The sequence below is a fragment of the Maricaulis sp. MIT060901 genome (assembly GCF_047123815.1).
Taxonomy (GTDB): Bacteria; Pseudomonadota; Alphaproteobacteria; order Caulobacterales; family Maricaulaceae; genus Maricaulis.
Map to the genome: position 1 here is coordinate 1493759 of NZ_CP138920.1, position 11729 is coordinate 1505487.

Below are 11729 nucleotides of genomic sequence, written 5' to 3' on the forward strand. Positions count from 1 at the left end.
TTTTCTCAAGTGAAGATCTTGAGCCAATCCGCCCGGCGGTCCAAAAGACGAGCATGCAGGCTCGATTGATTTTCTCGCACCAGGAGGGTTTTCCCTCGCCTCAAGCCCTCGCGGATTTCGTGAAACGGGACGGTCGTGGCGGACTTACGCCCCGCGATGCAGGCATGTTCGCCTATGCGATCGAACACGGCGCACTGATCGCCATACTGGACGAGGGCGATGAGTTGATCGCCATGGCCGGCATCCTGCCCCTCGACGAAGGCAAGTTCGAATTGGGTGGCGCGCTCGTCCGTCCGGACATGACAGGCTTCGGCCTGCAGAAATTCATGGTCCAGGCGCGGCTGGCGGTCTTTCTGGCCCGTAAGATCGCGCCCTGGACCAGCCTCTACACAGGCGCGGCGCACGCGGATTACGGCGCGGGGTCCCGCAAGGCGCTCACAGGAGCCGGCTTCGCAAGCATTCCCTACGCAGATGGCCCGCGGGAATTGCGTGAGGAATGCCAGACCTGCACCAAGGCCGTACCGGAGGGGCAGGTCTGTTGTTACCAGTTCTACCGCGCCCCGGACGTCGGGATGCCGATTGCCTATGAAGCCGGATTGGTCTCCATCACCAATTCCCGCGATGGCCGCCAGCTGGAACTGGCGCTGTCGGCGCTGGCCTAGCCGTCCATCGACAATTCAAACGCTACCGGCTCGCCTTCCGGCGAATAAAACTTGCCGAAGGTAAAGGCCGCAGCGCCAGGCCCTTCGCGGTCGAGCTGTTCCAGTTTCGTCTTGGCCTCGGCAAGGTCCGGAGTGTGGCCGGCGGGCACCCACCACAAGACCAGGTGATGGCTTTCCATCGCGGCAAACCACTCCTTGCGACGATTCATCACGCGGGCGTGGACCGTCTTGTTGACGAAGGTCAGCAGGCTTTCGAGATCTTCCCAGACACTGAGATTGACGAGCAGGCGCGGATCATCGAATGCCTTGATATCCATCGTGCCGACACCTTCCTTGTCGACCAGGCGCCAGACATAGCCCGGCATGCGCTCGGCCATGGTGTTGACGGGCTCGACCATGTCGACGAAATCCTTGAAACGCGGATCATCATCCTCGTAACGGGCGCGGGCAATATTGAGTTCGGCAAGGTGATATTGGGTCGACATCAGGCTCTCCTCCGGTCCGTCTGCAATGTGGGGAGGGGTCTGCGTCGGCGCAATGGCCCGAAGCGCTGCATCAACGGCGTGACGCGATGTGCACTTGCAGCATGGATCAAGCGGCGCTAGACCGCCCACAGAATTCTTTCACTACGTGATCCATCCGCTCAAGGAGTCTCCTCAATGGCCCGTAACAAGATCGCCCTTATCGGTTCCGGCATGATCGGCGGTACGCTCGCCCACATCGCAGCACGCGAAGAACTCGGCGACGTTGTTCTGTTCGACATCGCGGAAGGCATTGCCAAGGGCAAGGCACTCGACATCGCCGAAGCCAGCCCGGTTTTCGGCAAGGACAGCAAGCTGGCCGGCGCTGATGACTATGCGGCCATTGCTGACGCAGACGTTTGCATCGTCACCGCAGGCGTCCCGCGCAAGCCGGGCATGAGCCGCGACGACCTGCTGGGCATCAACCTGAAAGTCATGAAGGCCGTGGGTGAGGGCATTGCCAAGCACGCTCCGAACGCCTTCGTGATCTGTATCACCAACCCGCTCGACGCCATGGTCTGGGCGCTGCGTGAATTCTCCGGTCTGCCGCACAACAAGGTCGTCGGCATGGCTGGCGTGCTGGACAGCGCGCGCTTCCGTCACTTCCTGGCTGATGAGTTTGAAGCATCTGTCGAAGACGTCACGGCCTTTGTCATGGGCGGTCATGGCGACACGATGGTTCCGCTGCTGCGCTATTCCACCGTTGCCGGCATCCCGGTTCCGGACCTGATTGAAATGGGCTGGTCCACGCAGGAAAAAATGGACGCAATCGTCGACCGCACGCGCAAGGGCGGCGGCGAAATCGTTGCTCTGCTGGGCAATGGCTCCGCCTATTACGCGCCGGCGGAAAGCGCCATCGAAATGGCCGTTTCCTACCTGCGTGACAAGAAGCGCATCCTGCCCTGTGCCGCACACCTGACCGGCCAGTTCGGCCAGGACGACCTCTATGTCGGCGTTCCGGTTGTGATCGGCAAGGACGGTGTCGAGAAGGTCGTCGAGATCTCCCTCAACGCAGACGAACAGGCAATGTTCGACCACTCGGTCGACGCCGTCAAAGGCCTCGTGGAAGCCTGCAAGGGCCTGGAGCCGAGCCTGGGCTGATCCAGCGGGCATCTGCCAGAAAGCAAAGAGCGGGAGCCAGGCTCCCGCTCTTTTTGTTTGTGCCTGTTGCGCACTAGACGCCTAATCAGTTTTCAAGGCGCAGGACCAGTATCCAGTTCATCACGCCACCCGTTGGTCTGCTAATGAAACCAGAGGATACGGGAGAATGGCTAATATCCGGTAACTCGAAACCTCAAATGCATTTTGAACGAAGGATGCCTAGACGATATTCTTCAAATTCACCCTGAGCTTGCATTTCGGGTAGAATGGTCCAGCTTTTGCATGAATATTCTAGAACTCAAGCAAAAGCGGTTGAACGGATACACAAGATTCGTGTCTAGGGACGAAGACATAAAATCATTTGTCACTCATGTTGAAGTGACGTTGTCCGGGGAAATCGACCCTCGGCGCCTGCTCACGCTCGCGCGCGACATTGCCAAACGCGATGGCTGGTACAGACGAAATCCTTTGATCGTGGATGCCAGCGCCGGCCGCTTTCACACGTCGCTGGCGGAACTGAATGAGCTACCCGACCCGACTGCGACTGATGGTGATACCATCAGCAAGACGGTGTGGATCGGCAATTCAAGTCATTGCGCCGAGGCTGCGCAAATGCTGGAGCTCTTGCTCAGCCGTTGCGGCAGGTCGGCTGTCACCTTTGCTGACAGTCGAGAAGAAGCCCGGGCAGCGTTGATGGAAGAGATCGAGGCCTAGAGCCCGCCGATTACGCCGACATTCAGACGCATCAGCTCGAAACTGACTGTCAGATTGAATGTGTGCCAGGCGAAAACCGGCCAGAAGAGATATCCGGCTGCGCGCGAACACCGTCCGACAATCCCGGTCACAAACAGAATATAGACCCAGCTGCCCAGTTGGGCGACGAAGCCCAGTGCCACATCACGCGCGCCGAAGAAAAACAGCGTATGGCCGATGATGACGACCAGCGCGCCCGCAATCAGGAGTGAGCACAGAAAGCGCATGCCGTCACGGCCACTTCTCTGACACAGCCACAGGGCAATCGCGATCGGGGGGATCATCAGGACACCGATGAGGACGGAGAGGTCCGTACCCACCGTCCAGTTCGGCGCGTCCAGCCCCGAGGCCCAGTCACCACCGCCGGTCGACTGCACCCATCCTGCCAGCCCGCCAGCAAGGCCAGCGGCCGCTATTAGATAGATCAAAAACCGTATCACTCCGGGACGCTTTGTCTCGTCCATGGTGTGTACTACCCCACTGCTTTACCCCTGGGCCTGTCCAAGCAAGACCTGCGCCAGCGGCTACCCCTCAGCACTCATATCATATTCAATCGGCACACAGAGCAACTTCGCCGCTCATAAAGCATGAGCGTTGCAGGTGCGCCGATTTGACCCTTTGCAATTCATCCGGTTCAGGAGTGCCATCCATGGAAAGACCCATCATTGAAACCGAACGCCTGCTTCTGCGTTACCCTGAAGAGCGCGATTTCGAGCCGCTCGCCGAAATGATGCAGGACGAGGAAACAGCCCGTTTTATCGGCGGCAAACAGGAGCCGGCCATTACCTGGCGTGCCTTCTGTGGCCTCCTTGGGCACTGGCAATTGCGCGGTTTCGGTTTCTTCTCCGTCGTCGACAAAAAGACTGATGAATGGCTTGGCCGTGTCGGTCCGTGGTATCCGCATCAATGGCCACAGCCAGAAGTCGGCTGGACCATCAAGCGACAGGCCTGGGGAAAAGGCTATGCGCCCGAAGCTGCTGCCGCCTGCCTCGACCACGTGTTCAACACGCTGGAATGGCCATCCGTCATTCATCTCATCCATGTCGACAACACGCCCAGCCAGGCCGTTGCCGCCAAGCTCGGCTCCAGCGACAGCGGCCGCGAAGTCGAGGTCCCCGGCTTCGGGATGATGGTGAATGTATGGGGGCAAACCGCTGAGGAGTGGCGTGCCCGTCGAGACAACTAGGAAAGGCTTTCGCATGAAACTCCGTCGCGTTATCGCCGTGCTCTCCGGCAGTGAGGAAGACACCCCGCTGCTGTCCAGGTCCTATGCGATCTGCGCCGATTACGAGGCGCGCCTGGACGCGCTCTTCGTCCGACGAAACGCAGCCAGCGGCGGAGATTTCCTGGGCGATGCCTTCTCAACCTACGGCATGGAAGCCGTGCTGGAAGCGCTGGATGACGCCGCGGCGATTGCGGCCCGGAAGGCCCGCCAGAGCTATGACCAGCGCGCTGACGACGCAGCCCCGGACCATATCGGACGGTTTGTCGAATACATCGGCCTGCCACGCAGCGCGATGAGTCGTGAAGGTCGCCTGTCCGACCTCATCATCATGCCCAAACCCTCCAGCAAGGACTTGCGCAACAAGCTCAACTCCATCGAAACCGCCGCATTTGAATCCGGTCGTCCGGTTCTCGTCCTCCCGACCGCGCGCGCATGTACCGGCCATTTCAACGATATCGTCATCGCCTGGGATGGCTCGCTGGAAGCGATGCACGCGGTTGTTGGCGCCGTGCCTTTCCTGCAGGCCGCCGAGAACGTGACAATTACCCATGCCGGTACCGAGAGCGAAGCAGCCAACCAGCTCGCGGAACTCTCCGATTATCTGGAACTGCACGATGTGCGCGCTGCCACCCGCTCGGTGGATCTGGACGGGCGCAGCGTGGCGCGGGCGTTGATCGAGACATCCTCCCAGAACGGTGCTGATCTTCTGGTCATGGGCGGGTTCGGAGCCCCGGGCTGGCAGCGTTCCCTGGGTCGCGACGAGACCACCTGCCTGATCAAGGACGTACCGTTCGCCATCCTGCTGGCGCACTAATACCAGCCCGCCTCGCGTAGTTTCGGCGCATAGGTCCGGCTGACCGGCGCGGTGATGTCATTCTTGAGCGTGAGCTGGGCGCGGCCCTGGCCACGCTCGACCTCGACCACCGCGGCCTTGGCGACCCACCAGGACCGATGCGTCTGTTCGCCCGTACCGTCCGGCAGCGCGGCAATCGCATCACGCAGGCGCATCAGGATCAGCGCATCCCCGCCCTCGCAATGCACACGCAGATAGTGATCCTCGGATTCCAGAGCCAGGATCGGCGAGCTGCGCAGGCCGATCGGCAAGAGATCCAGAAGGCTGGACCCGACCGTGGCTTCCGCCTCGTCAGCGCGTTCGGCCTCCTGTTTGCGGCTGGTCAGCCAGCCGATGACGGTCACACCTGCCGAGATCACCCATACGAGCCCGAACACGACCGGAACCGCCGATAGCGGAAAGCCCGGACCCCACGCACCCTGAATAAGCACCACACCGGCTGTCACCGGAATACTCACCGACAGCGACAGCGCCAGCATGTGCGCCCAGTCCGGCAGGTCCGGCGCATGCTTGCGCATGAACGGCTGGATCAGCGACGCCGACCCCCAGCCGACAGCCATGAGGATGGTCCAGTAGAAATAGCGCAGCCATAGCGGCAGCTGATCGGTGTCATAGGGCGCCAACACGGTCATGAAAGCGCCAATCACGAGGACCGAAACAATTTCCGAACGGTTTTTCCGAAGCCAGTTCATGTGCCACTCACGATACGTGAACCGACATCTAGCGCGTTTCGCGAAGCCTGGCAGCCCTTTCACGCAATCTCGCTCGAAAAGCGCCGCAGCCTGCCGCATCACCAATCCAGATCCCGCCAAACAACAAGAGCGGGGCGCTTAAAGAGATTGGACCAAGACAATGAAAAACATCACCACAGCACTCTTCACCCTCGGCCTCCTCGCTGCTTCTGGTGCACAAGCCCACGCCGCCGACACCGAGCTGACCCTGACTGTCACCTCGATTGACAACCACCAGGGCACGCTGATGGTCGCCGTCTTTGACAGCGCGGATGCCTGGAGCGGTGGATCACCGGTCGCCGGCGCCCGCATCGACGTGTCCTCCGACACCGCCTCTGCCTCGCTGGGCGCGCTGCCGGCCGGCCAGTACGCCATCCGCATGTATCACGACGTCAATGGCAATGGTGAGCTGGACACCAATCTGATGGGCATCCCCAGCGAACCCTTCGCTTTCTCCAACAATGCCCGCGGCAGCTTCGGCCCGGCCTCCTGGGAAGACTCCGCCTTCGAGGTGTCCGGCGACACGGCCACGCATTCGGTTCGCCTGGACTAGGGAGAGCATCATGAAGCTGGATCGTCGCGAGACCCTGAAAGTCATGCTGGCCGGCACGGGCATGGCCGGCCTGTCCTCCGCCCTTTTTGCCCAGTCCATGGACCCGGTTTATGCCGCCTATGAGGCCGCGAGCCAGAATGATCCGTGGACGCTGATCACCCGTGACGCTCCGGCCGAGGGATTTGACGGCGAGGCTGTTCGTCTGCACGGCCGCATTCCCGACGGTCTGCGCGGAACGCTGTTCCGCAATGGCCCCGGGCGCTTCAGCCGCCAGGAGTACCGCTATCGCCACTGGTTTGACGGCGACGGTTTCATCCAGTCCTGGAACATCACTGATGACGGCATCCGCCACCGCGGGCGTTTCGTCCAGACTGACAAATGGCGCAATGAGGAGGCAGCGGGCCGTTTCCTGGTTCCGGCCCTTGGCTCCGTTCCCCCCAATCCCGGCGGTTTGACCGGGCCGGACGACATGAATGTCGCCAATACCTCGGTGATGATGCTCGGCGATGAATTGCTGGCCCTTTGGGAAGGCGGCTCCGCCTGGTCCCTCGATCCCGACACGCTGGAAAGCAATGGCGCGCGTCGTTGGGGCAACGGGCTGGACGGCGTTCCCTTCTCGGCCCACCCCAAGCGCGAGCCGGATACCGGCATCGTCTGGAATTTTGGCCAGGACGCCATCAATGACCGCCTCATCGTGTGGAAGATCTCCCCCGAAGGCGAGCTGCTCCAGGCCGGCCTGGTCAATGACATCCCCGGCGGCATGATCCACGACTTCGTGATCACGGAGCGCTCGCTGGTCTTCCTGGTCGGTAGTTTCCGTTTCGAGGAAATGCGCCTGCCCTTCATCGAGAGTTTCCGCTTCCAGTCGGAAACCCCGATGTATGCCGTCGCGATCGACAAGAATGACTGGACGCAAAAACGGGTCTGGGAAATGGATCCGGGTTTCCTCTTCCACTTCGGCAGTGCCTGGGAAGACGTTGAGGGCACGATCCGCCTGGACGCGGCGCTGTCTCAGGATGCGGGTTTCGCAGACGGCGGTGCCTATGCCGTCATGCGCGGCGAAACCCAGTCGGAAAGCGATAGCCAGACCCGTCACAGCGAGGTGACCTTGCGCACCGGACGGCCGGTCGAAATCCGACTTCTCGGACCGGACTTCGCGGAATTCCCTCAAGTCGACATGCGTTTCACCGGGCGTCGGCGGACCCGCAGCTGGTCGATTTCCTGGCGGCCGGACCAGATCCGCAGTGCCACAACAATCGACTGCCGCAATCTGGAGACCGGTTCCCTGGATCGGTTTGATCACGGCCCGGGCATTTATGTAGAAGAGCCGCTGTTTATTCCTGCGCCCGGGCGCTCCCGCGAAGGCGAGGGCTGGATCATCCACACCGCGCTCAATGCCCATGAGCGACGGACCGAAATGCACATCTTCGATGCGCTGCACTTGTCCGACGGACCGTTGACGTCCTGGCGCCTGGGCTATTCCGGTCCGTTCGGCTTCCACGGCACCTGGCGTCAGGCCTAGGAGAACACGATGAATCCGAGTGTTTTCTTCGAAGCCCCTTTGGTTATCCAGGTGCACGCTGTCGCCGCGATCCTGTCCTTGTTGATCGGGCTACTTCAGTTCTTCGGCCCCAAGGGAACGCTGCCACACCGGACGCTCGGCTTCGCTTTTGTCATCGGCATGGTCGTCACGGCCACGACGGCGGTCTTTATTCGCCAGATCAATGACGGCAATTTTTCGCCGATCCATATCTTCGTGCCGCTGACCTTTCTCGGTCTTTATGGCCTGGTCCGGCATGCGATGGCCCATCGCGGGATGCGTCACGGAAAGGAAGCAAGGGGGCTGTTGTTCGGCGCCCTGCTCATTCCCGGCGTTCTCGCCTTTCTGCCTGGACGGCTGATGTGGATGGTCGTCTTCGGTTGATCTCAACTCCTGGAGGTTGCAGATTCGTCTGCAGTCTCCGGGGATTTTCATGAAACACCTGCTTGTTCTTCTTGCCGCGCTTGTCCTCCTGCCCGCAGCCCGAGCACAGGCACCACGCGATGTCCTGCTTGATGTCTGTAACGACACCGGATTTGCCGTCGCCACCGCGGCGGCCTATCGCACCTCGCCCACGCCGGACCAGACGCTGCGCAGCTGGTTCCTGGTTGAGCCCGGCGAATGCTTGCAGGGCGCGCTTAACAGTGTCGTCGGTGAGACTCTGGACTTGCATGTGATGTCCGGCAGTTTCCACTGGCCGGCCGGCGAGGGCGACAAGCAGATCTGTGTGCCCGCAGGATCAGGAATGCAATTCGCGTCCGCGCCGCCGTGTTCGTTGAGCCAGGAAACTCGCAGCTTCCGCACCCATCCCATCACCAGCTCCGGACGTCGAGGAGCGGGAAATCGCATGATGGGGCAGATTTCGGCTCGCATTTCCTGTCACGATCTTGAAAGCCAAGACGCCCGGCTTTGCCTCCAGGCCCCGCGGGATGAACGCGGACTGGCCCAGCTCACGCGGACACTGGAGGTGTGTAACTCCTATTCGAGCGATCTCCGGGTGGCGGCGTTCGAACCGCAACCGGATGGAAGCCTGCACACCGGTGAAAACGCCTTCCTGGCACAAACCAACTGTCTTGACCTGTATCGTGGCTTTCCATCGCAGCAGCGTGTGCTGGTTGGTTTCGAGGTCTCCCGGCTGCCACGTAATGGCGGGATTTGCTGGTTCGAGGACAGCACGAGCGCGACCCTGACGACGGAACGCCGCTGCCCTGACGGAGCCACCCCGATGGAAACCCGCGAAGCGGTTTTCGGCAGTTTCACCGACAGATACACGGTCTACATCGCTCGCAATTGAAGCACATCATGTCCTCGAATTAAGTAGGCACCCCGGGCGCGACGATTATGGTACGGCCCGGGAGTGCGGCGCTAATTGGGGAAATCCATGTTCAGATCTGTTCTGGCAGCCGCTGCCGCCATGGCCAGTTGCACCACCGCGTCCGCACAGGAAATCAACTTCGTCGACCGTATCGACCCGGCGCGGCTCGAAACCGGTTCCATCCATCTCGGCCTGTTCTTCAATGGTGAGCGGGACGGCTTCTTTCATCTCGGATGCCAAATGGATGGAGACGAGCTGCACGTCTTTGATCGCTCCATGCTCGCCTCGATGGAAATCTATGAAACGATGGATGTGCGCCTTTCCGCTAACGATCTCAGTCCGCGTACTGTCGATATCCGCTTTCACCAGGGACTTGATATCTTCGACTTTGATGTCGATTTTTCCGATGGATCGGTCTCCAACACCATCACCGCGACCCGCCCGCGCGGACAGAGCGGGGTACAGCCGCTCACAGCGCCGCTACCGGATGATGCTCTGGCACGAGTCACCACCTTTGTCATTCCCGGCACAATGGATATGGCGGTCGGCGAAAGCCTATCTCTGACCTGGTATGCCCCGCTGACGCATACCGTGTCCGACGTCACCCTCTCGGCAATGGAGACCGTCGACATCGAGACGCCCGCCGGCCCCTACACCACCACCCGTATCGAACTGCGTGGTGGTTCGCCTGAGAATGATATCTTCGTCGATCAGGAAACCGGTGACATCGTTCGTATTGACGTCCTCGGCCAGGACATGCGCGTCCTGCGTATGTCCAACGACTAGACGAGCATCGCCCTGTCACACAGCTCGTTTATGTCGGTCGGCAGTCTGAAGGAGAATTTCATGCGCAAATTCGTTATCACTGTGTCCGCTATTGCCCTGGGGGCTTGTCAGCCGGAGACCGAGCCAGCCGCTCCCAACAATATAGTCGCTGCATTGGCGCCGTATTATGAGCAGCTGGATGTGGAACGACCACAAGCGCTTCCCGGCGCTGGCGAACCGGCAGCCGACACATTGTTGCAGACCATCCTGTTTGGATCCTGCCACAGCACAGACCGGCCGCTGGACATCCTCGACACGATTGTCGGCCAACAGGGCGATTTATTCATCTACACGGGCGATAACGTCTATGGCGACGCCTATTCCTGGGACCCTTCCCTTCCCGAACTACGCTCTGCCTACTCAAGTCTGGCCGCCTCAGAACCTTTTCGGAACCTGCGCCAGTCCACGCCAATTCTGGCGACGTGGGATGACCATGATTACGGCATGAATGACTTCGGCGCCCAATTCCCGTTCAAGGGATTTGCCGAAGAGCTCTTCCTGGAGTTCTGGGGTGTCGCCGAGGAGGACGAACGCCGCTCGCGACCTGGCATCTATACCAGTCGCACGTATGGCCCGGACGGCCAACGGGTTCAGATTATCCTTCTCGATACCCGTTACTTCCGCGGCGCCCTCGCACGTACACCCCAGCGCAATGCCGTCGGCATGGAGCGCTATGTTCCGACGGAGGATACAAATGTTACCATGCTGGGCGAGGAACAGTGGAGTTGGCTCGCTGAAACCCTGCGGGAGCCGGCCGATGTTCGCCTAGTAGTTTCCTCCATCCAAGTGCTGGCGGATGGTCATGGCTGGGAAGCCTGGCGTACCATGCCTCACGAGCGTGACCGTCTTTTTGAGACCATCGAGGCTTCCGGAGCGGACGGCGTGGTCCTGGTTTCCGGCGACCGTCACTCATCAGGCCTATATCTACGCGATGATGTGATCGGTTATCCTCTCTACGAAATCACCTCGTCGGCTCTGAACATGTCCTATGGCGATGAAAACAATGAGCCAGGCCCCAATCGCATAGGCGAGATGTATGCGCCGGCGAATTTCGGCGCCATCGAAGTGGACTGGGCAAACCGCAATCTGTCGCTGGAAATCCGGGATGGTAGCGGTGAAACCGTCCGACAGCAGAGCATTGCTCTCGACACGCTCACACGCAACTGACCGTGATCTGACGCGCGATAACACGATGGTGACGGCGCGTCGGGCGGACGTTACTGGAAATTTATCTTCTTCCTCGCCTAGTTTGAGCTGGTCAGGTCGGGCCATCCTGTCCCCCGCTCGACCTCTCAACAAGGAGACACTGAGAGATGAAATCTGAAACCAAGTTCGCTGCCGTAGCTTCCACGGCCCTGGCACTGTCCCTCGCCACGGCCGCTGCTAATGCCGAAGCCGCAAGTGCGGCAGAGGAAATGGAACAGTGCTACGGCGTATCCCTCGCGGGTGAAAACGACTGCGCTGCTGGTCCGGGCACGTCCTGTGCCGGCACCTCTACTGTCGATTACCAAGGCAATGCCTGGACCTACGTACCGGAAGGCACGTGTGAAAGCATTGAAACCCCTTACGGCAACGGTTCTCTCGAGCCGGTTGAACGTCCGTAACTCTCTCAGCCCTGGCGCAAACCTCGTGTTTGCGCCGGGGGTGTTC

Annotated in this window: 15 protein-coding genes; 12 read left to right on the forward strand and 3 right to left on the reverse strand. The window is 60.5% G+C overall.

Translation table 11 applies throughout. The annotated features are described in order from the left end of the window. The first annotated feature begins 53 nt into the window (after positions 1–53). The gene (locus SIC17_RS07320) at positions 54–662 is read left to right on the forward strand and encodes a hypothetical protein (protein WP_291890772.1); all 609 of its coding nucleotides are present in this window, start codon (positions 54–56) and stop codon (positions 660–662) included. Here SIC17_RS07320 and SIC17_RS07325 read toward each other — a convergent pair. Beyond that, complete coding sequence (locus SIC17_RS07325; protein ID WP_291890773.1) at positions 659–1147, reverse strand: DUF3291 domain-containing protein; 489 nt, start codon at positions 1145–1147, stop codon at positions 659–661. The genes SIC17_RS07320 and SIC17_RS07325 overlap by 4 nt on opposite strands. A gap of 174 nt (positions 1148–1321) precedes the next feature. Here SIC17_RS07325 and mdh point away from each other — a divergent pair, with 174 nt between their 5' ends. Beyond that, positions 1322–2284 carry a malate dehydrogenase gene (mdh, locus tag SIC17_RS07330; RefSeq protein ID WP_291890774.1) on the forward strand — a complete coding sequence of 321 codons (963 nt, stop codon included), beginning with the start codon at positions 1322–1324 and terminating at the stop codon, positions 2282–2284. A gap of 282 nt (positions 2285–2566) precedes the next feature. Further along, complete coding sequence (locus tag SIC17_RS07335; RefSeq protein ID WP_291890775.1) at positions 2567–2998, forward strand: hypothetical protein; 432 nt, start codon at positions 2567–2569, stop codon at positions 2996–2998. Here the strand turns inward: SIC17_RS07335 and SIC17_RS07340 are convergent. After that, on the reverse strand, positions 2995–3501 hold the full coding sequence (locus SIC17_RS07340) for a tryptophan-rich sensory protein (RefSeq protein WP_291890776.1): 507 nt from the start codon (positions 3499–3501) through the stop codon (positions 2995–2997). The two genes, SIC17_RS07335 and SIC17_RS07340, sit on opposite strands and share 4 nt — an antisense overlap. A gap of 185 nt (positions 3502–3686) precedes the next feature. Here SIC17_RS07340 and SIC17_RS07345 point away from each other — a divergent pair, with 185 nt between their 5' ends. Continuing rightward, positions 3687–4223, forward strand: a complete 537-nt coding sequence (locus SIC17_RS07345; RefSeq protein WP_291890777.1) for a GNAT family N-acetyltransferase — start codon at positions 3687–3689, stop codon at positions 4221–4223. A 13-nt stretch (positions 4224–4236) separates the two neighbouring features. After that, positions 4237–5076: a universal stress protein gene (locus SIC17_RS07350; protein ID WP_291890778.1), complete on the forward strand. Its 840-nt coding sequence runs from the start codon at positions 4237–4239 to the stop codon at positions 5074–5076. Here SIC17_RS07350 and SIC17_RS07355 read toward each other — a convergent pair. Then, positions 5073–5807: a LytTR family DNA-binding domain-containing protein gene (locus SIC17_RS07355; protein WP_291890779.1), complete on the reverse strand. Its 735-nt coding sequence runs from the start codon at positions 5805–5807 to the stop codon at positions 5073–5075. The two genes, SIC17_RS07350 and SIC17_RS07355, sit on opposite strands and share 4 nt — an antisense overlap. A gap of 160 nt (positions 5808–5967) precedes the next feature. Between SIC17_RS07355 and SIC17_RS07360 the strand changes: the two genes are divergently transcribed. The 7 genes from SIC17_RS07360 (at position 5968) to SIC17_RS07390 (ending at position 11683) form a co-directional block, all read left to right on the forward strand. Next, positions 5968–6399: a DUF2141 domain-containing protein gene (locus SIC17_RS07360; RefSeq protein ID WP_291890780.1), complete on the forward strand. Its 432-nt coding sequence runs from the start codon at positions 5968–5970 to the stop codon at positions 6397–6399. Between the two features lie 10 nt (positions 6400–6409). Then, positions 6410–7921 carry a carotenoid oxygenase family protein gene (locus SIC17_RS07365; RefSeq protein ID WP_291890781.1) on the forward strand — a complete coding sequence of 504 codons (1512 nt, stop codon included), beginning with the start codon at positions 6410–6412 and terminating at the stop codon, positions 7919–7921. A 9-nt stretch (positions 7922–7930) separates the two neighbouring features. Next, positions 7931–8323, forward strand: coding sequence for a DUF2306 domain-containing protein (locus SIC17_RS07370; protein ID WP_291890782.1), 393 nt, complete (start codon positions 7931–7933; stop codon positions 8321–8323). A gap of 49 nt (positions 8324–8372) precedes the next feature. Continuing rightward, a complete protein-coding gene (locus tag SIC17_RS07375) occupies positions 8373–9233 on the forward strand; it encodes a DUF1036 domain-containing protein (protein ID WP_291890783.1) in 861 nt (286 codons plus the stop codon). Between the two features lie 87 nt (positions 9234–9320). Continuing rightward, the gene (locus SIC17_RS07380) at positions 9321–10040 is read left to right on the forward strand and encodes a hypothetical protein (RefSeq protein ID WP_412546834.1); all 720 of its coding nucleotides are present in this window, start codon (positions 9321–9323) and stop codon (positions 10038–10040) included. Positions 10041–10100: 60 nt separating this feature from the next. Then, positions 10101–11246 (forward strand): alkaline phosphatase D family protein, encoded by a 1146-nt coding sequence (locus SIC17_RS07385; RefSeq protein WP_291890785.1) that lies wholly within the window; start codon positions 10101–10103, stop codon positions 11244–11246. Between the two features lie 146 nt (positions 11247–11392). Further along, positions 11393–11683: a DUF2282 domain-containing protein gene (locus SIC17_RS07390; protein WP_291890786.1), complete on the forward strand. Its 291-nt coding sequence runs from the start codon at positions 11393–11395 to the stop codon at positions 11681–11683. The last annotated feature ends 46 nt before the right edge of the window (positions 11684–11729 follow it).

What these genes read in the sequence shown, in the direction of transcription:
- SIC17_RS07320 (WP_291890772.1), top strand. Translation starts at nt 54, where the DNA reads ATGCAGGCTCGATTGATTTTCTCGCACCAGGAGGGTTTTCCCTCGCCT.
- SIC17_RS07325 (WP_291890773.1), bottom strand. Translation starts at nt 1,147, where the DNA reads ATGTCGACCCAATATCACCTTGCCGAACTCAATATTGCCCGCGCCCGT.
- mdh (WP_291890774.1), top strand. Translation starts at nt 1,322, where the DNA reads ATGGCCCGTAACAAGATCGCCCTTATCGGTTCCGGCATGATCGGCGGT.
- SIC17_RS07335 (WP_291890775.1), top strand. Translation starts at nt 2,567, where the DNA reads ATGAATATTCTAGAACTCAAGCAAAAGCGGTTGAACGGATACACAAGA.
- SIC17_RS07340 (WP_291890776.1), bottom strand. Translation starts at nt 3,501, where the DNA reads ATGGACGAGACAAAGCGTCCCGGAGTGATACGGTTTTTGATCTATCTA.
- SIC17_RS07345 (WP_291890777.1), top strand. Translation starts at nt 3,687, where the DNA reads ATGGAAAGACCCATCATTGAAACCGAACGCCTGCTTCTGCGTTACCCT.
- SIC17_RS07350 (WP_291890778.1), top strand. Translation starts at nt 4,237, where the DNA reads ATGAAACTCCGTCGCGTTATCGCCGTGCTCTCCGGCAGTGAGGAAGAC.
- SIC17_RS07355 (WP_291890779.1), bottom strand. Translation starts at nt 5,807, where the DNA reads ATGAACTGGCTTCGGAAAAACCGTTCGGAAATTGTTTCGGTCCTCGTG.
- SIC17_RS07360 (WP_291890780.1), top strand. Translation starts at nt 5,968, where the DNA reads ATGAAAAACATCACCACAGCACTCTTCACCCTCGGCCTCCTCGCTGCT.
- SIC17_RS07365 (WP_291890781.1), top strand. Translation starts at nt 6,410, where the DNA reads ATGAAGCTGGATCGTCGCGAGACCCTGAAAGTCATGCTGGCCGGCACG.
- SIC17_RS07370 (WP_291890782.1), top strand. Translation starts at nt 7,931, where the DNA reads ATGAATCCGAGTGTTTTCTTCGAAGCCCCTTTGGTTATCCAGGTGCAC.
- SIC17_RS07375 (WP_291890783.1), top strand. Translation starts at nt 8,373, where the DNA reads ATGAAACACCTGCTTGTTCTTCTTGCCGCGCTTGTCCTCCTGCCCGCA.
- SIC17_RS07380 (WP_412546834.1), top strand. Translation starts at nt 9,321, where the DNA reads ATGTTCAGATCTGTTCTGGCAGCCGCTGCCGCCATGGCCAGTTGCACC.
- SIC17_RS07385 (WP_291890785.1), top strand. Translation starts at nt 10,101, where the DNA reads ATGCGCAAATTCGTTATCACTGTGTCCGCTATTGCCCTGGGGGCTTGT.
- SIC17_RS07390 (WP_291890786.1), top strand. Translation starts at nt 11,393, where the DNA reads ATGAAATCTGAAACCAAGTTCGCTGCCGTAGCTTCCACGGCCCTGGCA.